Here is a 25,165-nt window from a genome sequence, read left to right as displayed (position 1 = left end):
AGCTTGCACTTGTACTCGTTTTCGCTGTACTCGCAAAATCGGTGAGCGGTACGCTCGATGCATTGTCCGTCGTGATGTTTGAGACTACATTCGATGTACCCGCATTTGTACCGCCAGTGACCACGAGTCGGAAGTCATACGACGTGGCCGGGTTTAATCCTGTTACGGTTGCACTTGTGGCATTGGACGCAAGAGCTCCGCTTGTGGACGCTGTAGTCCACGTATTCGTGCCTGCTGGCGATTGTTCAATCACAATCCCTATTGCTCCGCTCGCTGCTGTCCAGCTAAAGCTTGCACTTGTACTCGTTTTCGCTGTACTCGCAAAATCGGTGAGCGGTACGCTCGATGCATTGTCCGTCGTGATGTTTGAGACTACATTCGATGTACCCGCATTTGTACCGCCAGTGACCACGAGGCGGAAGTCATACGATGTGGCTGGGTTCAACCCTGTTACCGTGGCACTTGTGGCGTTGGTCGCAATCGTTCCACTTGTTTGTGCCGTTGTCCATGTATTCGTGCCCGCTGGGGATTGTTCAATCACGATTCCGGTTGCTCCACTGGCTGCTGTCCAGCTAAAGCTTGCACTTGTACTCGTTTTCGCCGTACTCGCAAAGTCGGTGAGCGGTATGCTTGGTGCATTGTCTGTCGTGATGTTCGAGACCACGTTCGATGTGCCAGCGTTCGTACCGCCAGTGACCACGAGGCGGAAGTCATACGACGTGGCTGGATTCAATCCTGTTACCGTGCCACTTGTGGCGTTGGCCGCAAGGGCTCCACTTGTAGACGCTGTAGTCCACGTATTCGTGCCCGCAGGAGATTGTTCGATCACAATGCCAGTTGCTCCACTGGCTGCTGTCCAGCTAAAGCTTGCGGTTGTGCTCGTCTTCGCCGTACTCGCAAAGTCGGTGAGCGGCACGCTTGGTGCATTGTCTGTCGTGATGTTCGAGACCACGTTCGATGTGCCAGCGTTCGTACCGCCAGTGACCACGAGGCGGAAGTCATACGACGTGGCTGGATTCAATCCTGTTACGGTTGCACTTGCGGCATTGGACGCAATCGTTCCACTTGTTTGTGCCGTTGTCCATGTATTCGCACCTGCTGGGGATTGTTCGATCACGATTCCGGTTGCTCCGCTCGCTGCTGTCCAGCTAAAGCTTGCACTTGTACTCGTTTTCGCCGTATTGGCGAAGTCCGTGAGCGGCAAGCTCGGTGCATTGTCCGTCGTGATGTTCGAGACCACATTCGATGTACCGGCATTCGTACCGCCAGTGACCACAAGACGGAAGTCATACGATGTGGCTGGGTTCAATCCTGTTACGGTTGCACTTGCGGCATTGGACGCAAGGGCTCCGCTTGTAGATGCCGTAGTCCATGTATTTGTGCCCGCAGGAGATTGTTCAATCACGATCCCGGTTGCTCCGCTAGCTGCTGTCCAGCTAAAGCTTGCGCTTGTACTCGTTTTCGCCGTATTGGCGAAGTCCGTAAGAGGCACGCTCGGTGCATTATCCGTCGTCACGTTCGAAACAACATTCGATGTGCCGGCATTCGTACCGCCAGTGACCACGAGGCGGAAGTCATACGATGTGGCTGGGTTCAACCCTGTTACCGTGGCACTTGTGGCGTTGGTCGCAATCGTTCCACTTGTTTGTGCCGTTGTCCATGTATTCGTGCCCGCTGGGGATTGTTCAATCACGATTCCGGTTGCTCCACTGGCTGCTGTCCAGCTAAAGCTTGCAGTTGTAATCGTCTTCGCCGTACTCACAAAGTTAGAGATTGGTGCCATCCTGTTGATACTGATCTTGTAGTACAAGGTTGTATTGTCTTCTGCAACGACTTTGATGTATACATCTGTTCCTGAACCCGATGTAAGGTTTACTGTCCCGACCTCAGGCGTCACGAATGTACTGTCTGTTCCGTAGAAAGTCACCATTGCACCTGCGTCGTGCTTGACGATATCCCCGGCCGATACAGATGATACTCCATTGCTTACCTCGATGGTTGCAGTCTTCGGAGCTGACGTTGTACCCGCTTCCGCTCCTGTTGTAATGTTTTGCCCCAATACACTGCTCAAACTTGCATCGTTGCTTGCGCTGGAAGAAGCAAAAAAGTCGGTTTGTTTTCCATAAACATAACTTGCTTTAGTTGTGTCCTTTTCAAAGTACTGCAACATCAGATTCCCGGTTGACGGAACAAAAGGATGCAACCAGTCCAAATTCTTGCCTATCATATTGCTTAATTCGGGAATATCATTCTTCCCTTTCATCCAAGTATTACTTCCAGCGAATTTTCCATAATAATAATAAGAGGTAGCCGCATAATTTGATGGATCAATGGAAGCTGCAAGGACAAACATATTATCATTCGCATCGATAACCAAGCGGCTCACCGCTTGAGGAGAATCGTTTGAAGTTGCGACGTAGTCGACATTATCAATTACTGTTGTTTCCCATGAACCCCCGTTTCCGGTATTAGATACAACTTTAAAACCTGCATCCCCATAGAGAACATGAATGTGATCCGATGAATCTATTGCGGATCCGTAATAAGAATAATAGATATCATCTCCCGTTAGTACTTTAGTGGAAGTGGCAAAGGGGGCGCTGGATACATAGATATCGGGACCTCTAGTCGCATTATCAATAGAATAAACAACACTAAAGTTTCCGTGGTTATCATTCAAGAGACTATTAAACCTAACATTATCCCCTGTATTCAATACGGTCTCAGACCAAGTGGTATTTGCATTCGAGCCAGTATTAATCTTAATGTGATAATTTTTTGGATCTAGGTTTGAGTTTTTGGCATAGGCAATAGTAGCGTCACCCGATGAATTCACTTGAAGTTGCAACGAATTATAAAAGTAGCGGTCTGCACCCAGTTGTGTAGGAAGACCCTGTGTCTCTATTTCCGAAAATTCACTTGACCAAGAATTGTTGTTTGTATTGTATGTGCCGTAATATACTCCTTTGGAATAGGAATACCAATTCAAATCATGGAAAGAACCTGTTTTTATAAAAGCAACATGTAATGTGCCGTTGGTGTCAACTGCCATCTTTAATTCCCCATAATAGACATCAAATTGGTTCAGTCCAACCGCTGCGTTGACACTTGTTTCTAGTGAAAAAGAATTGCTCGCTGAAGTCCATTTATAAATTTTAAAATCCTTAATACCCTGGCTTCCACCTTGAATAGTTCCCATTTGAGGATATGCGAGATACATATCCCCATTCGAGGCTTTGGCCACTGCCGATGGTATGCCATTAAATTCAGGATATGAATTGCTTGTAATTCCTGAAGCAGCCGATACAGGAAAAGAATGCAAACTAACGAAAAGTACAATTACCATGAAAGAAGAGAACACCTTATTAAGGTAGCTCTTCGCATTTTTTGTTGGATGGGATAAATGTCTTTGCAGCCCGGTTTCCTCAGCTATGGCCTTTTTCATCGCTATTCTCCTTTTTATTGAACCGTAGATTATGCAAGAGTTATTACAAATCATATTTTGACCGAGATTACATCACTAATTTTAGAATCCTAAATTTAAAGTTTCACCCCAGCCCCTCCCACAAATCATCCCTATAAAGTCTATATCGGTTTGTAACCATACCGCCATCAGACCTAATTGAAAAAAAAGAACCTTCCTGTCTGAAAATTCAGACAAGAAGGTTCTCGTTAAAGACTATTAATGTGCAACTGCGTTGTTCAGCATGATCCAGATCGAACCAATAACGATAGTCAACATCATCAGCAATCCGAAAATGAGAGCCATCACGTTCCAGCGAGGTTTCTCTGTTTCACGGATATGCATGAAGAAGAAGAGTTGAACTACAAACTGCAGTGCCGCAGTTCCCAGAATAACAATCATCGTTCCTGTTTTGCCCATCATATCGTTCAGTACCACTACCAGAGGAATGATGGTCAGAACGATGGACAGTATGAAGCCGATGACATAAGACTTCAGGGAACCATGTTGTTCATGGCCATGAGAATCATGTGCGTTGTGCTGTGCCATCTACATCACCCCCATCAGATAGACGATGGTCAGGAGGAAGATCCATACAACGTCCAAGAAGTGCCAGTACAAGCTGATTACGTTGATTTTACCGCGAGTGACATCGGTAATACCCCGTTTTTTCAGTTGGAACATCAGGCCGATCATCCATATCAGACCGAGCGATACGTGAAGTCCGTGAGTACCTACAAGGGTAAAGAACGCGCCGGATGCTGCACTTGTCGTGTAGCTGAATCCTTCGTGAACCATCTCAACAAACTCATAAATCTCCAGGGCAAGGAAGCCTGCGCCCAGAACGGCTGTAACGATCAACCAATTAATCAATTGTTTTACTTTACCTTGGTTCATTGCCAGAACCGCAAGTCCGCTCGTAAATGAACTTGTGAGCAACAAGAAGGTCTCAGCAATGACACCAGGCATTTTGATCAATTCAGACAAAATCGGTCCGCCCGCCGTATTGTCACGCAACACAATGAAGGTTGCGAACAATACGGAGAACAGGATAACGTCGGAAATCAGGAAGAACCAGAATCCGAGAATTTTCATTTCCTGTGGATCATGGTGGCCATGGTCATGACCGTGTGCATGATTCTCACCGTGTTTAGCGGCTGCTTGAGCCATCTATACCGACCCCCTTAACGACGCTTCGGTACGCTTGATTTCATCGACCGGAATGTAATAGTCCGTATCGTAAGAGAAGGAACGAGCAATCATGCAGATACCCACGCCAGCGAGTCCGAGGATTGCCATCCACAGCCATCCAAAGACGAAGCCGAAACCAGCTACGAACCAGAAGACAGACATAATGAACGGAATCGAGGAATTTTTCGGCATATGAATTGGCTCATATACAGGCTCAGGCGGATAGATGCCTTTCGCGCGACGTTCTTTCTCTTCCCACCACTCATCCACATCATCTCCACGCGGTGTAACAGCGAAGTTGTATTCTGGAGCTGGTGAAGGAATCGACCACTCGAGCGTACGACCATCCCATGGATCGCCAGAAGCTTTGAGTGTTTTGTATTTGCGAATACCGTCTGCAATTTGTGCAACTTGGAACAAGAATCCAACGCCCATCAGGAAAGCCCCGATTGTCGATACGAAGTTCAGTTCCCACCAGCCGGTATCCCAGCCGTAAGTGCTCAGACGACGAGTCATACCCATCAGACCGACAGCATACTGCGGCATGAAGCACACGTAGAAACCGATATTCCAAGTCCAGAATGCCCATTTGCCCAGTTTTTCTTCCAATTGGAAACCGAACATTTTTGGCCACCAGTAGTACAGACCTGCGAAGTATCCGAAGACAACGCCACCGATCAATACTTGGTGGAAGTGGGCAATCAGGAAGTAACTGTTGTGGAACTGGAAGTCAGCAGGAGCAACGGATAACAGAACGCCCGTCATACCCCCGACGATAAAACACGGGATAAAGGCAAGTGTCCACATCATCGGAGTGGCCATGCGTATCCTTCCTTTATACATCGTAAACAGCCAGTTAAATATCTTAACCCCTGTTGGAATGGCAATCAACATCGTTGTAACCGCGAAGAATGCATTCACGTCCGCTCCGGACCCCATCGTGAAGAAGTGATGCGCCCAAGTGAAGAAGGACAGGAAGCTGATGATCAACATCGCGAATACCATCGATTTGTAACCAAACAGTTTTTTCTTCGAGAACGTACTTACGATCTCGGAGAACACACCGAATGCCGGCAAGACGACAATGTATACCTCAGGGTGACCCCACATCCAGATCAAGTTGATATACATCATTGGGTTGCCGCCCAGATCAAGTGTGAAGAAATGCGCCCCGGCAAACCTGTCGAGGAAGAGCAGTGCAAGTGTCACCGTCAAGATCGGGAATGCAAACAAGATAATGATACAAGTGGAGAATACCGACCATGTAAACATCGGCAGTTTCATCCATTTCATGCCTGGCGCACGCATTTTAATGATGGTAACCATAAAGTTGATACCGGTCGCCAGGGAACCGATACCCGATATCTGGATACCCCATATATAGAAGTTTTGTCCTACCCCTGGACTGTGCGATAGCTCCGATAGAGGCGGGTAACTCAGCCATCCTGCATCCGGTGAACCACCGATAACGAAGGACAAGTTGAACAGCATTGCGCCCAGGAAAAATAACCAGAAACTCAGTGCGTTCAGGAACGGGAATGCAACGTCCCTCGCTCCGATCTGTAACGGCACAATGACGTTAAACAAACCGAACATAAATGGCATCGCCATGAACAGGATCATGATCGTACCATGTGTTGTAAAGACCTGATTATAGTGTTCTGGATGTAAGAAATCCATATTAGGCATAGCCAGCTGCAGACGCATCATCAATGCATCCACACCACCACGGAACAACATGATAATGGAAGCAATGATATACATAATACCGATCTTTTTGTGATCGACAGTAGTTAACCAGTTACGCCAGAGCCAGCCCCATTTTTTGAAATAAGTCAGCACCGTTACGATGGTAATCATCGTAATCCCGATCGCCACGTCTGCTCCATAGATCAACGGATCGCCGGTAACGAAAAACTCCGATGCAAACTCCTTTAGTCTCTCTAACATTGGGGGCCTCCTTTCGAATCTTTAATTCGTACTTGTATTTAATTTCGGTACAGACAAGGATTTGTCTCCAGCAGCAGACTCGTTCGAGCTTGAGCCTTCATGCTTGCTGTGAGCACTTTTACCGTCAACAACGTATTTAGTTACGATTTTCTGGAACAGACCTTCAGGAAACGCAGAGTAGTAAGCAACGTTACTTGTTCCTGGCTTAGCCAGTGCATCATACGTCTCTTGCGTCATTGGTTGGGATTGTTGCTTCACTTCATTCACCCATTTATCAAACTCTTCGTCCGAAGTTGCATTAACATCAAAACGCATCTCCCCGAAGTGTTCACCGGTGAAGTTCGCGCCTGAACCCCAATATTGTCCTTCATGGTCAGCTTGCAAATACAAGGTCATTGCCATTCCTGACATCGTGTAAATTTGTCCACCCAATTGCGGAATCCAGAACGAGTTCATTGGTGAATCCGCAGTAAGTTCAAATTTCACAGGCCGGTCTGCAGGAATATTCAGTGTGTTAACTGTTGCAATGCCCTGCTCAGGATAGAGGAACAACCATTTCCAATCCAGTGAAGATACCTGAATCGTGATTGGTTCTTTCTCATGAGCGAGTGGTTTGGAAGGCTCCAAATCATAGGTGTAGCGCACAGTAACGATGGCCAAAAGTCCGATGATGACAATCGGAATTGTCCACCAGATGACTTCCGCCTTTGTACTATGAGACCAGTTTGGCTTATACTCATTTTTGTTTTCTGGCTTGTCGCGGTAACGCCAAACGATTACAGCGGACATAATCAACACAGGAACGATGACAACAGCACATAGAAGAGTTGAGATAATAATCAAATCTTTCTGTGCGGCGCCAATTGGCCCCTTCGGATCCAGAACAACATACTGCCCGCCTGCCAGCATTGGCCAGACAATCAACGCAATTGTAACCAACGTCAGGACAACCGGAATGATAATCCGGATAAGCGACCTAGGTTTCTTGTTCATTTTGATCCCCTCTCCTTAAATATTCGCTAATACTAAAAAATCAGTATACTACTCTCTTCCTACTAAAGATATCAGAAACGAGCAACTTTTTTGTTCATGTTAACAAATTTGTCGATTTTACACCCTAAATGTGTGAATTTTTTCTCACAAATCGCTTGATCGGTTGATATTTGTACATTGTAATCTTTACACTCCAGGTCACAAAATAAAACCCTTTGCAGTCCCGTTGAACGATTGTCAACGTATCCGCAAAGGGCTTTATTGACTGGATTTCCGAGGAATACTCCAGTCTTATTATGGACGATATTACGCAAGATTATAATTAATCTGCACCTTCATCTTCATGCCGTGTATGAACCAGACCAATTGATTTAGCAATGACGTAGATAAATACGCTACCTACAAGAAAGCCAATGCCGACCATTAATCCCAAATTGCGATCATTAAAATCATTCAAGTTGATCAGGCACAGTACCACTCCAGTGATGAGCGCAACCCATGCGAGAACTGTCATTGTCAAAACTGCGCGACGCATATTTTTATCTTTACGCTCTAATTGGCTGACCATTGCTGTTTTAGATGCCATAGTAAACACTTCCTTTTCCCTTTTTGTAAGTGCTTTCCTAATACCAATATACCACATCAGTATGAATTTTAGTCAATAAATGTTCAAATTTATTTCTCATTTTTGACACTTTATTTCTTCAAAACATATTGACAAACACATTATAAACATCTCTATACTTCTTATAACCCAAAAACAATCCATTTATAACAGAAACTTAGTTAACCCTTATGAACAGTTAAGAAATTTCAATTTTACTTGTGACAACAGAGATGCTTAACGATTATCTCGCTCTGTTCTTTTAATTAAACGAAGAGGAAGTTAGATTGGGAATGTTAAGATGCTGAGAGGGCTCGTTTTTCTAACGATCACCAGAGACGCTATTTAGGGTATATCACACCTTTTTATTTTCTAACGATCACAGGAGAGCTTATTTGAGTTGTTTGGCGCTAAAATGGGTTTGTTTCTTCTGTTTTTGTTGAAATAAGCTTTGTGGAGATCGTTACAATTTCAGAAGGCACTATTTCGCTCAAATAAGCTCATCTGAGATCGTTAGAATAAGAAAAAGACGGTCTATCGGAGAACTCCGACAGAACCGCCTATATATAGTAGAAAAAAATAATTTCTATATAAAGAAGACATTCGCTTAGAATCTAGTTTCGAATCTCAAGCCAATTATTTTTAATCACGTTCTGATACCAGTAAAAGCTTTCCTTAGGCGTTCTCACAAGTGAACGAAAATCAACATGCACTAAACCAAAGCGCATTCGGTAACCTTCAGCCCATTCATAATTATCCATCAGCGACCAAGCCATATACCCTTTCAGGTTGATGCCGTCATTGATAATGCGGTGGATCTGTGCCAAATGCTGCTCGTAATACGAAATGCGGCGATCATCGTTAATTTTGCCATTCTCCAGATCGTCGTTGATACATGCACCATTCTCAGTGATATACACATCCACGTTGCCGTACTTTTGCAAATAATGCATGAATTCATACAAACCGCGTGATTCTACAGGCCAGCCGATGTCTGTTTTAATTAATCCCATGTTCATTTCTTCTGACTGAAGCACACCAGCTTCGGGATTATGACGGTTAATTCCCATCGTATAATAGTTAATGCCAAGCAAGTCAATTGGCTCTGAGATAATTTCCATATCTCCATCTTGAATCGGTACAGTGGCGCCTGCTTCTGCAAACCAATCCACCAAAAATTGAGGATAGGAGCCTTTATAGATTGGATCAAGGAACCAGTCTGTATTCAGCGCGATAGATCGGTCACATGCTGCCTGATCCTCAACAGATTTGCTGTACGGCTCAGCCCAGCATACATTCGGAGCGATACCGATTTGACCTGTAATACCCATACGGCGGAAAGACTGTACAGCTTTGCCATGTGCAACGAGCAGACCATGAGCCACATTAATAGCCGTTTGCACATCTTTATTACCCGGCGCATGAATACCAAGCATGTTGGACAGGAATGCAATACACCATGGTTCATTAAAGGTTAACCAGAAGTTGATTTTGCCTGAAAACTCTTTGAAGATCACTTCCGCATACTTGACAAAAGCATCCACCGTTCTGCGATTCCCCCAACCCCCGTCATCCTCCAGTGTCTGCGGCAAATCCCAGTGGTACAGTGTAAGAAACGGTTCAATACCAGCATCTAGCAGGGCGTCTACAAAACGATGGTAGAAATCCAGACCTTCACGGTTGATCTCTCCATCCCCATCTGGAATAATACGTGGCCACGCAATAGAAAAACGATACGTGTTGATGCCCAGCTTCTTCATCAGTGCAATATCTTCCTCATAACGGTGGTAACTGTCACACGCAACATCACCATTGTCACCGTTAAACACTTTACCAGGGGTACGTGCAAATGTGTCCCAGATGGACACTCCACGCCCTCCTTCTTGTGCAGCCCCTTCGATCTGATAGGATGCCGTTGCGGTTCCCCATCGGAAATCTTGCGGAAATTGAAAAATGGTCATTGCTAATCCTCCAATTCAGATGACGTACGGAGCGTCTAATCCACGTCATTCAAAGTAATAGGGTCGTGCATGTAAGGCAGGATTCCATCTCGATCATCACCTAAGTTTTTTCCTTTTATTGAAATAGGTAGGTAGCGAAACCGGTTTCCTAAAACGTTTTCGAAAATGAAAACAAAAAAATTCCAAAGGTGTAAACATGCAAAATTTAAAATTCATCCATTCGTTGACTGGGAGTGCTTACAATAAGAGGATTATATGCGATTTCAAAAATGTCGTCAATGATTCCCGTTACAGAATTCTCAAAAGATACTACTACAGAAAAAAGCCCTCAACAATGAGGGCCTTTTCCTACTACTCCGATTTGAAACTGGAGCATAATATGAACTCTTGTTATTTCACGTCTTTACCTGTCCACAGGGATACACGATCTTTGATCCATTCCGTGTATTGTTTCTCCATTTCTACTGCACCGGCTTTATCCAGTTCAGCCAGGAATGCATCATAGGTTGCATCGAAGTTCGCTGGTGAAGTCAGAACAGCTTCCGGAATACGTTTGCGGACGATATCCTGTGTTTTCTGGAATTTCACACTGTAATCTGTACCGGAAGGTACGGGCATATTGTACGCTGCCCCCCACTCTTTCAGCTTCAGATCATCTTCAGCAGGATAGAAATCCTTCCAAGTATTAATACCATAAGCTTTCAACGTTTCCTTCTCAGCCGCTGTGTATCCAGCCTGAATCTGCTCAGGGAAGTTGGTCGTGTAATAATTGTCCGTTGCATCCTTCACACCATCACCGTATCGGGCACTGAAAATGTTGTACATGCCAATACCTGTTTCTTTGGTGAATGCGGCGTTATCGTTTACTTTGCGATCCTGAATATCTTGTGGAACGACACGTTTGCCATCCTCTACTTTGTAATGCTCATTTTCAATGCCCCAGTTTCTCAGGACTTGACCTTCATCGGATGCAAGCCAATCCATAAACTTGATGATGCGAACCGGATCTTTGGCAGACGTCGTGATTCCGATACCGTAACCGTCAAAACCGGTTGGCTGGAACGTGTGGTCTACAATGTCCTTGTTCAGCGAGACGGAGAAGTGAGCATACGTGCTGTCATCCTTACCTGCGGACTTGAGCGCATTCTCGGCTTCACCATAGTTCCACTCCTGATCAATCAGACCCAGAACACGGCCGCTAGCGATTTTGGACTTGTACTGGTCATCCTTTTGCACAAATGTATCTTTGTCTAGAAGACCTTCGTTGTACATTTTGTTCAACCAGCGGAAGTATTCTTTCTCCTCTGGACGTTTGTAATGAAGCATCGCTTCATATGTCTCAGGATTGATGTAATACTCTCCATCATCCGGTGCACCCGTTGCCTGGAAGGCCGGATTCGTAACCGTGATCATGATTTTCCAGTCATCGGCATTCAGCGTCAGTGGAATCGTTGGCTGTCCGTCGATGGTAGGATGTTTTTCATAATAGGCACGAAGTACATTTTCGTAATCTTCAAGTGTTTTTACTTCAGGGTAACCTAGTTCTTTCAGTACCTTTTGCTGAATTTCGAATCCGCCTGTAGCGTCAAAGACAACGTTGTCTACCCCCATGTTGGTCGGGATGGTATAGATCGCCTGATCTTCGGTGCTGTATTTCAGACGGTTCATCTGATCACCATAGATTTTTTTCAGGTTAGGAGCATGCTCCTCGATCAGATCGGTAAGGTCAATCATTGCACCTGCATCCACCAATTTTGACAAGTTTCCTTTTGGGAAAATCATGTCTGGATAGTCGCCGCTTGCTGCCATCAGCGCAACCTTCTGGTCACCGCCATTGTTGACATCATACTCAGCCTCAATCGTAACGCCGGTTTGCTTCGTGATCTCTTTACCAACGGCATCCTGCATGTTGTTCCAGGTTGGACTTGGATCTGCGCCAAAGAACGAGATCGTAATCGGGTCGGTACCACTGGATTCGGTAGTCTCTTTGCTACCGGAGTTACCGCATCCAGCTGTAACCAACATTGCACTAGCCAACATTAACATCGCAAACGTCTTGGGTGTCTTACCTGTCATTCTGCCTTTCATTTTGCCTCTCATTTGTCTATCTCCCCTATTTATGAAGGTTTTATCTGTATAACAGGCTTGGTGCCTGTGAATACCACTTCTTATTTGAGCCAAGCTGCTTAATCTTGAAAAATATAATTACAATTTTCCTTCAATGCATTTGTCATGCTAAAACTTATTTCACATCTTTACCTGTCCAGAGGGATACACGATCCTTGATCCAGACGGTATATTGTTTTTCCATCTCCACTGCGCCTGCTTTATCCAGTTCAGCCAGCAGCCCGTCATACACACTGTCGAATTGATCCGGTTTCGCCAAGATCGCTTCTGGAATACGTTTGCGAATGATATCCTGTGTTTTCTGGAAAGTCACGTTGTATTCGGTATCGGAAGGCACCGGCATGTTATATGCTGCACCCCAATCTTTCAGTTTCAACTGATCCTCAGATGGGAAGAAATCTTTCCATGTTGTAATGCCATACGCTTTCAACGTTTCTTTCTCCGCTGCCGTATATCCAGCCTGAATCTGTTCAGGGAAGTTCGTTGTGTAGTAGTTATCTGTGGAATCTTTCATACCATCACCATATCTGGCACTAAAGATGTTATACATTCCGACTCCAGACTCTTTTGTGAACGCGGAGTTATCGTTAGTTTTACGATCCTGTACATCATCTGGTACGATGCGTTTTCCATTCTCTACTTTGTAGTGCTGGTTCTCAACACCCCAGTACCGGAGCACCTGGCCTTCGTCAGAAGCAAGCCAATCCATAAACTTGATGATACGAACCGGATCTTTCGCAGACGTTGTAATACCAATACCGTAACCGTCAAAGCCGGTTGGCTGGAACGTATGATCTACGATGTCTTTGTTCAGGGAAACGGAGAAGTGAGCATATGTGCTCTCGCCGTTGTTTTTGGATTTGAGCGCATTCTCAGCCTCGCCATAGTTCCACTCCTGGTCGATCAGACCCAGAACTCGGCCACTGGCAATTTTGGACTTGTACTGGTCATCCTTCTGAACAAATGTATCTTTATCCAAGAGACCTTCGTTGTACATTTTGTTCAGCCAGCGGAAGTATTCTTTTTCCTCTGGACGTTTGTAGTGTAGCTTTGCTTCATATGTTTCCGGATCAATATAATATTCACCATCGTCTGGTCCGCCCGTTGCTTGAAAGGCCGGGTTTGTAACCGTAATCATAATCTTCCAGTCATCCGCATTCAGCGTGAGCGGAATCGTAGGCTGACCATCAATGGTTGGATGTTTCTCATAATAAGCGCGTAGCACGTTTTCATAATCTTCAAGGGTTTTCACTTCGGGATAACCCAGCTCTTTCAACACTTTCTGCTGAATCTCGAATCCGCCGGTAGCATCGAATGCAACGTTACCTACACCCATATTCGTTGGAATCGTATAAATTTTCTGATCTTCATTGCTATATTTCAGACGGTTCATCTGGTCACCATAGATTTTTTTCAGGTTAGGTGCATGTTCCTCAATCAGGTCGGTTAGATCAAGCATGGCACCTGCATCCACCAGCTTCGACAGGTTTCCTTTAGGATAGATAATATCAGGGTAATCACCACTAGCAGCCATCAGCGGAATTTTCTGGTCTCCACCGTTATTCACGTCAAACTCAGCTTCAAGCGTAACACCGGTTGCCTTCGTAATCTCTTGCCCAACAGCATCCTTCATGTTATTCCAGTTCGGACTTGCATCGGCTCCGAAGAATGTAAAGGTGATTGGCGTGGTTGTATCCCCCGTATCCACCGGTTTTTCTTCAGCTGATTTCCCTCCGCTAGTTCCGCATCCTGCTGTGATCGCAAGAGCGCTCGCTAACAAAAGCATTGCAAATGTTTTTGGTGTTCTGCCCTTCATGTATAATCCCCCTTTGGATAAAATGAAGCTGTGTATTTGTACAACAGGACACGCCTGCTCATACCATATCCGGGTGAATCAAATTGCATTTCTCAGATTCGGGCGACATTAAAAGCGCTTACTTTTCCCCAGTCTGTGGGGATGAGAATCTGACCTAGCTGAGCTTTGACGAATCACACATTCAATCAATTTAGTACTAACTTTTGAGTCCATCCAACAGCGTACAAGTTTTTGTAAGTGCTTTCACAGTTGAATCATAATATCTAACAATTCCCTTGTCAATAGCTAATTACAAAAATCTAAAACGGTTTCACTAAAACGTTTTCTGTATAAAACAAACCCGATATTCCGGGTTTGTTTCCATTTTTGAAACAGACAAGTCTGTACTACTCCAACACTAATCAGCGTTCCACAAACGAACGCGATTTTGAATTAAAACGGTATATTGTTTTTCCATTTTTTCTGCTCCCGCCTGGTTTAGTTCAGCGATCAAGCCATCATAAATGGCATCAAATTGATTCGGCGAACTTAAAACAGCTTCGGGAATCCGTTTGCGAATGATATCCTGTGTTTTCTGGAAAATGACATTATAATCCGAGTCTCCGGGTGTAGGCATGTTATAAGCTGCTCCCCAAGGTTTAACCGGGAATTCCTCTTCCTTTGGAAACAGTTCCTTCCAAGTGGATGCACCATATGCCCGTAGGGTCTCTTTCTCCGCCTGGGTATACGAAGCCTGAATTTGCTCAGGAAAATTCGTCGTATAATAATTATCAGTCGAGTCTTTTACACCATCCCCGTAACGTCCAGACATATTTTTATATAGTCCAATGCCAGACTCTCTCTGGAAAGCAGAAGCATGGTTTGTTTTTTGATCCTGGACTTCTGCAGGAATTACACGTTTGCCATCCTTGATTTCGTAGTGCTTGCCTTGAATGCCCCAGTTCATCAAGATCTGACCCTCCTCGGAAGCCAAATAATCAAAGAACTTGATGGTACGCACCGGATCAGGGTTAGAAGTCGTTATACCAATTCCCCAGCCTGATACAAATCCCGTGTCTTGAAAAGAATGATCCTTCATGTCTTCGGACAACGTCACCGGAAAATGTGAATAGGTTGCCTCCGCTCTGCCCGCCGATTTCAATGCGTCCTCAGCGTCTGCATATCCCCAATCCTGATCGATCAGGCCTAGTACGCGTCCACTGGCAATCTTGGATTTATACTGATCTGATTTTTGTACAAAGCTTTCCTGATCCAGCAAACCTTCGTTATACATATGGTTCAACCAGCGGAAATACTCCTTTTCCTCTGGGCGCTTATAATGTAGCTTCGCTTCATAGGTAACTGGATCAATGTAGTATTCGCCATCATCCGGCGCGCCTGTCGCCAGAAACGCAGGATTCGTAACGGTGATCATGATTCTCCAATTATCAGCATCCAGCGTTAACGGAATCGTCGGCTGGCCATCCGTCATGGGGTGTTTCTCGCTGTAAGCTCGTAATATGTTTTCATAATCCTGAAGTGTACGAACCTTGGGGTATCCCAGCTCTTTGAGCACACGATGCTGAATACCGAATCCCCCGCCGGCGTCAAAATACTTCTGATCCACCGCATAATACGTCGGCAATACATAAATTGACTGATCCTCGTTGCTGTATTTCAACCGATTCATGGAATTACCATATAGCTTCTTCAGGTTGGGAGCGTGTTGTTCAATCAGGTCTGTCAGGTCGAGCATCGCTCCAGCATCAACCAGCTTGCTAAGTTCCCCCTTGGGAGAAACGATATCTGGATAGTCTCGGCTTGCTGCCATTAATGAAATCCTATCCTGTCCCCCGCTAACGGCAAATTCACCGTTCAGGGTGATGCCTGTTTTAGCTGTAATGACCTTGCCCACTTCATCCTTCATGCCATTCCAGTTCGGACTCGGATCAACACTGAAAAAATCGAACGTAAGTGGAGATGGCGCTCCGCTCGTATTCGTAAGTGACGTTTTACCGCCAACGCCTCCATCACAGGCTGTAAGCACAAGTAAAGCCAGAACAGGCGCCAGTGCGACCTTCATTTTGAAACTGGACATAATGGTAATCCTCCCTATTCATACGTCTGTCTTATACGGAACTGTTCTGTTCCTCTCTATAGCTTCATGAGTATCCTCTGCCGCCGTAGCTGAAAATCATGCCATACGGCAGCAGTTCGGATATTCCGAGCTTCTTGTATAAGTACTTTATTATAGGTGTACAATCCATTATTAAGCCAGTCTTTACATCGGATCACAGGTCTATGCTTTTACCGCTCCAAGCGTCATTCCGCCAACAAAATACTTTTGCAGGAATGGATACACAATCAAAATTGGAACGGTAACGACGATTGTAATCGCCATTTTGATCGACTCTGGAGAGATTTGCGTCATTTGCTGTGCCATATCATTCGCATTCCGTCCGGCTCCCGAACCTTGTTGTGTACTTTGCAGTACTTTCATCAACTCGTATTGCAACGTCGTCAGATGTGCTTTTGAGCCGTTATACAGATACGTATCGAACCAAGCATTCCACTGACCTACTGCCAGGAACAAAGCAATCGTTGCGAGTACCGGCTTACACAGCGGCAGAATGATCCGGTAATAGATTTTGAAATCATTCGCGCCGTCCAGCTTCGCTGATTCCTGCAAGGCATAGGGCAAGCCGTCAATGAATGAACGGATGATAAATACGTTCCAGGCACTGATCATACCAGGCAATACGTATACCCAGAATGTACCGATCAGGTTCAGGTCACGCATCAGGATGTATACCGGAATCAGACCACCCGAGAAATACATCGTCAGCGCCAGTGTTGTAGATACAAATTTCCGAAGACCGAAGTCAGGTCTGCTTAGCGTAAAGGCGATCATGGATGAACTGATCAGTCCAAGGAGTGTACCTACAAGCGTACGCATAATGGAGATTTTCAAGCCCTGGAGCAAACCTTCATACTGGAAGATTGTCTGATAGTTCTGTAATGTAAATTCACGAGGCCATAAGTAAATTCCGCCGCGTACTGTATCTGCTGAGTTGTTCAGCGAGATCGCCAGTACGTTAAGAAATGGATAGAGTGTTACAATCAGCACCATGGTCATCGCGAGGATATTGAATATATCGAACACTTTATCGCCCCGTGTGGCATTGAATGCTTTGTTCGCCATAATGTCTCCCCCTCCCTACATGATGCTTTCTTTGGTGAATTTTTTGAACAAACCGTTGGCCGTAAACAACAGGATGATACTGACAACAGAGTTGAAGATACCTATCGCTGTACCGTACGAGAATCGGCCCATATTCAAACCGTAATTGAGTGCATAGAGATCAAGGACTTCGGAGTAATCCAGGACCAGACTGTTCTGTAGCAAAAATTGTTTCTCAAAACCGATGCTGATCAGATGTCCGATGGACATGATGAACAATACAGAAATCGTCGTCCGGATCCCTGGCAGTGTGATATGCCACATCTGTCTAAAACGGTTTGCACCGTCTACACGGGATGCTTCATACAGTTCTTGGTCAATACCAGTGATGGCCGCCAGATAGATGATCGCATTCCAGCCCGTTTCCTTCCACATATCTGAAGCGGTTACAATGTACCAGAACAGATTTCCCTTGGCCATAAACTGAATCGGCTGATCAATAATATTGAGACCGATGAGCAGGTCATTGATAATGCCTCCATCCGTGGACAGCATCTTGGTAATAATCCCCGCAACAACGACCCAGGATACAAAGTGAGGCAGGTACGATACGGTCTGTACAGCCCGTTTGAAGAACATGCCTTTCATTTCGTTCAGGAGGATCGCGAAGAAAATCGGCACGATAAAACCGACAACCAGTCCCATCAAACTCATCGCAAGTGTATTTCGAAGCACCAGATAGAACCTGTCATCACTGAACAATTCTACAAAGTGTTTAAAACCAACCCAGTCCTGTTCACCAAACGACCTGGCTGGTTTATAGTTTTGAAAAGCCATCGTCCATCCCCACAGCGGAAGATAGTTAAATACAAATACCCAAGCGACGAATGGCAATGACATAAGATAAAGATACTTCTGCTGTTTCATTCTGTCCCAAACTCCGTTACGCCTTGGCTTCAATGGCGGCTGGGAGTCACTGCCTCTTTTCGCGGAAGCGGATTTCTTTGTTAGCGTTTCCATCTCCGTTCCCCCTCCTCTGTTTTTATAAAATAATCATAATCGATAGAGCGTTTTCAAAATACCATCTGGATTTTAGAGAAAATCATATGAAAATTAGATATCCCCCTCTAGAATCAGACATTTATCCGTTAAAATTAGAGATATTAAATACTTATTAGTGTCACAAAATCTATATGAAGTAAAAAATAACTTTTTTAACTAAAATACGAAAACGTTTTTCGGAAATCGTTTACTTTACATTTTATACATCAAAAAAGAGACCTGGTTAGGTCCCTTTAGTGTCTTGATTCGTGTCTTATCACAATGTGAATTGAATAGGTTGAAGTTTGAATATCCCCAGCAACTCGGCAGCTGTAACGGAGCTTTCCGGATGAAACCTCTCTCCGCGGGCATAAGACAACATCTCTTGAAAAAGAAAAGCAGCTTCCGGACGCTTCATCAAGGCGGTGTCGGTAAAAGGAAAAGTGGATACCAGGATACTCCCCTTCCCTGCTCTGGCCTCAAAAGCATAAGCGAGCCGTTTCGCTCGGTGAAAATGATCTACCACCTCGATCAGCGGTGTAGCCCCCTGCATGGTATCCAGGCATATGGCCGGCGTATCATTCACAAGATGATACCAATGCCAGTCCGAAGCTCCATCCTGCGGAAAAGCTCCGAGAAGAGCTGTTTCTTTCTCCATATACATACCCATCGTAGCCCCCGGCTGGGTGGCAAACATGAGATAATTCCAGAACACCGGCAGGTACTTCGTTTCCACTGGATCATACAGATCCGTTGCACCCGGCATAAGCCAAACTCTTCCACCATTCAAGAGAAGATCCAGTACATTGGAGGTTAAGGACTTCACGATCAACAGGTCATGCTGATTTTCCTTTAACCATCGGAAGCCATTCACATGATCTACAGCATCGTGATAAGAATCAGCGAGTAGGGGCTGTAGTTCTTTTACCGTATTCCAGATGCGCTTCATCTCTCCATGACGTTCGTTTTGCATCTTCATCTGCGGGAAAGACCAAGCATGCCACTCATTCTGAGCTACCGTAACGGTTGCTAAACGATGGGAAGAGTAAACGGTGGAATGCTCCGCATTACCGGAATGCAGCGGATCATTCACATGGTCGCAACGTAGCTCAGCCTCCACTCGAAACGCAACTACACCTTCGGCCGGCGAGTTAACCATAATACTCCCGAGAGATGTTACCGCACCGCACGGCATATCTCCGTAGCTCCATTCTCCTTCAGCAAGCTTCCGTTCGTCCGTAACCGTAACCATTCTCCAGTGAATGGAAGCATTTTTCAACACCCTTTTGCCAAAGTGGGATACACGTACTTCGATTTCGATCGGTTCTCCAGCATAGTATGTCCGCTCTCTGGAGCCAAGAAGGATGACCACCTCAGCGTTGAATTGTTTCACTTCATTCGGTGTGGTTATCCCTTTATCTTCCCAAAAGACATCCAGAAAACCCGTGGTGGCGTGTCCCTGTCCCGGGAAATCACGGATATCCAGCAGCTGGATGCCCGCAGCATCTGGCGTACGTCTTACTCGCTCCATCGCCTCTTTAAGGGATCGCATCAGATGGATGCCCGTTGCCTGCTGATATTGTTCCAGCTTTACAATCATGCCTTTACGTGTAAGCGACTCTTCGACAGGATCTAACCACGTAGGACGAAGGACACCTGTATATTTCTCTCGTTCCTGCGGACGTACATACATCGTAAATTGCGCATGTTCATGCCCGATCACCGGATGTGATGCAAGCCGTGTAACCGCATGATAATCCAGCGTAGTGTCGGGTACCGCCGCCAATACAGATTCCAGCGGGGGATGCCAGTTGAATGATTGAATAAAATAATCGGTGTCTCTGCCTTGAGCTGGAAGTTGTCCAAATCCTGTGTTATCCGTATATAGTCTCGACGGATCTGTATCTCTTGCTCTTGAAATAAGCGCATTCAGTTCAGGATGCCCGTTTGCGCCAATTAACTCATTGCCGAGGGAGAACAGGACAAAGGAAGGATGGCGATGCAATGCTTCCAGCAACCGATCCAGCTCCTGTGTCAGATACGTCCGTATTTCAACTGGAGCAGGCATATCCCGCTGTTCAAAAAATCGTGACCAATGAGGAAGCTCTGCCTGTACAAGCATGCCCTCTTCATCTGCGGCTTCCCAGAATGGTTCCGGTGGACTCCACCCGTGTAAACGAACATGGTTGAAGCCGTATGACTTGGCTATGCGAAATTGCTTCACATAGTACTGTGCATCCCAAACGGGATATCCCGTAAGTGGAAAGATACAACAGTCCACATACCCGCGCAGAAACACTGGTGTTCCGTTCAGGACAAGTTGTTTACCCTTGGATGCAAAAGAACGCATGCCAAACCGCTGCTCCACCTGGTCAAGCTTCTGTTCGCCTGCCTGCAATTGGACTACCGCCCGATATAAGAGGGGCCTCTCATCACTCCACATGGCAATCGCTTTCTCGGAGTCCAATGCAATCTGGCATCCCCCCGTAACCCAGCCCTTCTCAACACTGCTATTCAAGGAATCATCATCACTTCCAGTGTTTGCACTGTTCCCAGTACAATCGATATCAAAACACTCTCGCTTAAGCCATGATCCATCCGGATGCTGGATATCAATTAGAAGCTGCAACGGTGCGACTGAGTCTGCAGCCGGATTATTAACCGTATACCGAACTGCTATCCTTCCGTTAGCAGGATCGGGTTCAATACGCACCGTATGTACCCGCTGCATGGGTTGTCTCTCCAAATAGGCTCCTCCTGTAATACCTCCCCAAGCCGTAGCTGTATGTAATGAATGAATGTGACTGCCCGCGAGAGGAAGCTTCATCGTGTTATCGACCCGAATCTCGACACGGTTGATTTCTCCTGCCCTTACCCAAGGGGTCACATCCCACGTCTGTTCCGTCAGCAGACTATCTCGTTCTCCCGCTTCGTTCCCATTGAACCATAGCCTTGATGTCCAACGTACACCTTTAAGTCTGAATACATAGTGTCCGTTCTGTGGATCAGAGGGAATATAAATGTCCTGCGCATACCATGCTGCCCCCTCATACTCCCGGATTTTGGTCCATGTGTCGATTCTGGTGTACTCCGGCGCTTCCCCGTATCCCTGCTCCTCCCATGACCCCGGAACTTGAATCGTATTCCACAAGACATCATCCCTGTGCGGAGGACTAATTGGCCCAGCATTCCCTCGTTCTCCTCGTTCTCTTCGTTCTCCACTCTGTTCAGCTAATTGGAAATGCCATGTTCCGTTCAACTTGATCGTGTGACGTACAGTCGTTAAATCAGTACGATTCATATCCTGCAGCCATCCCTTCATCTGGACTCTTGTACTTTGTACAATCAGTCTACGGTGTACAGCTTGGACAAACCATTGCTTATTCGGGGAAGTACATGGACTATATTATGAAGAACTCCCGTACCACCGCGGGTTATTTATTCCTCTTCATTGTCATGGTGATTCGTTTCTCTCGTGTGAGATTGGGATCTGGATTGTTTATACGCCGAAGGAGATTCTCCTACGTATTTTTTGAATTTACCGTGAAAATAGTCCACATTGGCATAGCCGACTCTTGAAGCCACCTGATGCACCTTTAACCCTTCGTCAAGCAAAGCTTTCGCTTTCTCGATTCGAACTTTATCCAGAAAGGCGTTAAAAGACTCGCCCGTGTGGTTCTTGAACAATTTCCCCAGATAACTGCTGTTGTAGTTAAACACCTCGGCCAGAACCTCCAGCTTGAGATTCTCACCGGGATTCCGTTGGATGAACTCAATCATCTGTTTCATCACGGTATCTGTACTGCCTCCGCCCATACGCTGAATCAGACGATCCAGATGTTCCGCCGCCATCGCTTTAAGATCAGCCATCGTGAACTGATGATACACCTCATTAATCAGCACAGAGTGATCCTGCATAATGGTCTGCATATGCTGATTCGCTGCAGCAAGTTTATTGAACGCGAGCGAGAACACCTGCGAAAATGCCGTTTTGATCGCTTGCTCCGTCCAATGATACGGAATCAATCGCTCCTCCATCTCTCCAAGCACACGCATAACAGATTCACTGCTGCGAATGTCCAAGGCATAATACAGCTTGTCCGCAAGTTCAACTTCATCAGGCTCTTGAGCGCCGTCTGGCTGGGCTCCCGTACCGTTACCCTCCGCACTTGAAGGAGACAGTCGCCCTTCATCCCAGCGTTTGATCCGTTGCTCTGTGAACAGGAACCGTTCTGCCATAAGGCTACTCGCCTGTGTGTATGATCTGGCAATCTCAGTAGTAGACTGTACCGGTTCTCCAGCGGTAGCGTACATGTGAATGTTCCATTCTGCGAGTAATGCTTGCAATTCATCATAGAGATTCTGTGATGAGGTATTCTGAGTAACCGCTTCTTTGATCAATAACCCCAAGCCGGAATGATATGAAAATACGATACCTTTGTCCTTCTGATCGAATGCTTCAATCAGTTTGCGTTTCATCTCATTCCCCCGCTGCAGATCAAGCGTTGCATGAATCTCCAGCAAAATCACTTGATACTGCGGCCAGTGCAGTCCAAGACTGTCCTCTTCCTCGCTCCCCTTACCTTGTAAAGAGTCATATAACAATGCCTCAATCTGATGTTCTCTGTATGCCGTATCTTCTCCGGCGTAGCGAGCCTGCGTTTCCTGTTCCTGATGAAGCTGTCCCGCAATTCGTTCCAGTTCAGCGATGATCTCTTCTTCGTCCACCGGCTTCAGCAGATAACCATCCACGCCGAAGCTGATTGCTTTCTTGGCGTAATCAAAGTCAGCATAACCGCTCAAAATCAGAAAATGTGCATCAGGTTCATGCTGGCGGATCTCTTCGATGACTTCCAGGCCAGTCATGCCTGGCATCCGTATATCAATAATGGTCAGGTCCGGCTTGATTTCGTTGAAACAGGCGATGGCCTCGCGCCCGCTTCCGGCTGTAGCCATGATCTGGAAGCTGTATTTCTCCCAATCGATAATCGTGGTCAATCCCTCGCGAATGCTTGGTTCGTCGTCTACCAACAATACTTTATACATGCTGGTTCCCTCCTGCTGGCAAGGTGAAAGAAACCTCTGTTCCTTCCCCGTACACACTGTTAATCTGTAACCCGGCATTTTCCCCATACGTCAAAGTCAAACGCTGATGCACATTGCGCATGCCAATACGGCTCTTCTCCTCTTCTTCAGGACCGCTGACAAACTGCATTACTTCTGCAAGTCGTTCCGGCGTGATGCCCGCTCCATCATCTTTCACTTGTACCGTGACCATACGATCCACCATACAAATCAGAATGTGCACCCGCACGGTTCCTTCTTTGTTCTCTAATCCATGCACAATAGCGTTTTCCACAATCGGCTGAATAATCAAAGGCGGGATATACATCCTCTCCACCTCAGGGTCCAGATGAATTTCAAAGGCTAACCTGTCCCCATACCGAAACTTCTGAATCTCCAGATAGGAACGTACCATTTCCAGTTCTGCGCGAAACGTTGTTTTGCCGCTGCCAATCTCCAGGCTTTTCCGCATCAGCTTGCCAAGCAACCTGACAATATTCGCAATCTCCGCTTCTCCCTTGATATGAGCCTTCATACGAATGGATTCAAGCGCGTTAAACAAAAAATGAGGATTAATCTGGCTGGCCATCATTTTCAGTTTAATCTCTTTTTGCGCGATTTCCAATTGGTTGTTCTGCTCCGTTGTCTCGACCACCTGGGTCATCAGTTCGTTAATACTTTTCACCATGTAGTTGAACTGACGTGATAATTGCCCGATCTCATCGTTCCCGTCAATGCGCGAAGTGACGTTCAAATCTCCAAGAGCCAGCTTGTTCAGATGTTTACTGAGGCGTAGTAGCCGGTTCGACGTGAGGAATGAAATAATGTACACCAGAAGCAGCGCGATCACCAGCACCATGGTAATAAAAATCATGCCGATCTGGCTAATCTGGTTGGCATCTTTTACGATATTTTTGGTCGCAAACACCGAGATAACCTTTAGCTTGTTAAAGCTTGATCCCGGCCCCAATTCATCAATGACAATATTCGAGGGTTCCCCCTGAAAATCAGCTTCAACGGTTCCCTTGGGTTGACTCTGGAGGTCTACGCCAAAATCAAGCTCACCCAGCGTTTTCCCGACCAGGTCGGTATTTTTCGCCGCAACAACGTAACCCTGCTCATCGGTAATCAGTGTCTCGAACTGCTCCTGGCGCAACAAACCGTTAAGTTCCTCCTGATTGATTACGATCATCAGCACACCTTCGGTCTTATATTCGGCAAAAGGAACTTTACGTACCAGACTAAGCCGGTGAACCGGATTGTCTTCGTTGCCAGGGATGTAAAACCAGCCGATGCTCGTTGTTTTCAGCGCTTCCTTGTACCAGTAACTCTGCTTGGTTCGCTCATTGACCGGAATAAATTCCAGATTGTTGATCAATGTCGGGTTCGTCGAGTAAAAACGTATACCTGCAATTTCCCGATATAGCCGCCGATATTCCTGGAAATCTTTATATGCGAGGTAAGCCGAGGTCAGCTCCACCACACTCTTATACTGTCTATTCACGATCTCCTTGAGATCGGTGTTAAACATGAGCAAGTTGGATATGTCTGTAGGTACGCGAAGCATCGTTGCCGTCTGGCTTTTAATTTTATCCACATTGATGATCGTTTGCCCAATGGCATTATCCAGCGCTTGCTGACGAAAATAACTGGTCACCGCGAGACCAATAATCAGGACGGGAACCATGACAACAAGCACGTAGGAAATGAGCAATTTATGCTTTAATTTGAGATCATTTGTAATACGAATCAGCCGTTTTAACATATCCGCACCTTCCGTCATCTTGTATAAGCG

The 25,165-nt window shown here is 45.9% G+C and carries 15 protein-coding genes; all 15 read right to left on the bottom strand.

Annotated elements, in window-relative coordinates; translation table 11 throughout:
• Positions 1–3,445: beta strand repeat-containing protein (locus M3629_RS25935; RefSeq protein ID WP_251511439.1), on the bottom strand; the 3,445-nt coding region annotated here is incomplete at its 3' end.
• 237 nt (positions 3,446–3,682) lie between these two features.
• Positions 3,683–4,012 carry a cytochrome o ubiquinol oxidase subunit IV gene (gene cyoD / locus M3629_RS25930; RefSeq protein WP_090924960.1) on the bottom strand — a complete coding sequence of 110 codons (330 nt, stop codon included), beginning with the start codon at positions 4,010–4,012 and terminating at the stop codon, positions 3,683–3,685.
• Positions 4,013–4,633, bottom strand: a complete 621-nt coding sequence (cyoC, locus tag M3629_RS25925) for a cytochrome o ubiquinol oxidase subunit III (protein WP_090924959.1) — start codon at positions 4,631–4,633, stop codon at positions 4,013–4,015.
• A complete protein-coding gene (locus M3629_RS25920; protein WP_123065891.1) occupies positions 4,634–6,604 on the bottom strand; it encodes a cbb3-type cytochrome c oxidase subunit I in 1,971 nt (656 codons plus the stop codon).
• A 21-nt stretch (positions 6,605–6,625) separates the two neighbouring features.
• Positions 6,626–7,597, bottom strand: a complete 972-nt coding sequence (cyoA, locus tag M3629_RS25915; protein WP_251511437.1) for a ubiquinol oxidase subunit II — start codon at positions 7,595–7,597, stop codon at positions 6,626–6,628.
• Positions 7,598–7,919: 322 nt separating this feature from the next.
• A complete protein-coding gene (locus tag M3629_RS25910) occupies positions 7,920–8,183 on the bottom strand; it encodes a hypothetical protein (protein ID WP_090924956.1) in 264 nt (87 codons plus the stop codon).
• A 632-nt stretch (positions 8,184–8,815) separates the two neighbouring features.
• Positions 8,816–10,162: a GH1 family beta-glucosidase gene (locus tag M3629_RS25905; RefSeq protein ID WP_251511435.1), complete on the bottom strand. Its 1,347-nt coding sequence runs from the start codon at positions 10,160–10,162 to the stop codon at positions 8,816–8,818.
• Positions 10,163–10,552: 390 nt separating this feature from the next.
• A complete protein-coding gene (locus M3629_RS25900) occupies positions 10,553–12,238 on the bottom strand; it encodes an ABC transporter substrate-binding protein (protein ID WP_251511457.1) in 1,686 nt (561 codons plus the stop codon).
• A gap of 166 nt (positions 12,239–12,404) precedes the next feature.
• Positions 12,405–14,105: an ABC transporter substrate-binding protein gene (locus tag M3629_RS25895; RefSeq protein ID WP_251511433.1), complete on the bottom strand. Its 1,701-nt coding sequence runs from the start codon at positions 14,103–14,105 to the stop codon at positions 12,405–12,407.
• Between the two features lie 397 nt (positions 14,106–14,502).
• Positions 14,503–16,182 (bottom strand): ABC transporter substrate-binding protein, encoded by a 1,680-nt coding sequence (locus M3629_RS25890; RefSeq protein ID WP_251511431.1) that lies wholly within the window; start codon positions 16,180–16,182, stop codon positions 14,503–14,505.
• 201 nt (positions 16,183–16,383) lie between these two features.
• Positions 16,384–17,286 carry a carbohydrate ABC transporter permease gene (locus tag M3629_RS25885; protein ID WP_251511429.1) on the bottom strand — a complete coding sequence of 301 codons (903 nt, stop codon included), beginning with the start codon at positions 17,284–17,286 and terminating at the stop codon, positions 16,384–16,386.
• A 15-nt stretch (positions 17,287–17,301) separates the two neighbouring features.
• Complete coding sequence (locus M3629_RS25880) at positions 17,302–18,285, bottom strand: ABC transporter permease (protein ID WP_145334795.1); 984 nt, start codon at positions 18,283–18,285, stop codon at positions 17,302–17,304.
• 298 nt (positions 18,286–18,583) lie between these two features.
• Positions 18,584–21,607 carry a glycoside hydrolase family 2 protein gene (locus M3629_RS25875; RefSeq protein WP_251511428.1) on the bottom strand — a complete coding sequence of 1,008 codons (3,024 nt, stop codon included), beginning with the start codon at positions 21,605–21,607 and terminating at the stop codon, positions 18,584–18,586.
• Positions 21,608–21,744: 137 nt separating this feature from the next.
• Positions 21,745–23,352: a response regulator transcription factor gene (locus tag M3629_RS25870; protein ID WP_251511426.1), complete on the bottom strand. Its 1,608-nt coding sequence runs from the start codon at positions 23,350–23,352 to the stop codon at positions 21,745–21,747.
• Complete coding sequence (locus tag M3629_RS25865; RefSeq protein WP_251511423.1) at positions 23,345–25,135, bottom strand: cache domain-containing sensor histidine kinase; 1,791 nt, start codon at positions 25,133–25,135, stop codon at positions 23,345–23,347. The genes M3629_RS25870 and M3629_RS25865 overlap by 8 nt, the downstream gene beginning before the upstream one ends.
• Positions 25,136–25,165: the final 30 nt, after the last annotated feature.

Source organism: Paenibacillus polysaccharolyticus, assembly GCF_023714295.1.
In the GTDB taxonomy this organism is placed as follows: Bacteria; Bacillota; Bacilli; order Paenibacillales; family Paenibacillaceae; genus Paenibacillus; species Paenibacillus polysaccharolyticus_A.
The sequence above is the reverse complement of the archived record's forward strand: the minus strand, read 5'-3'. Positions and strand labels throughout refer to the sequence as shown.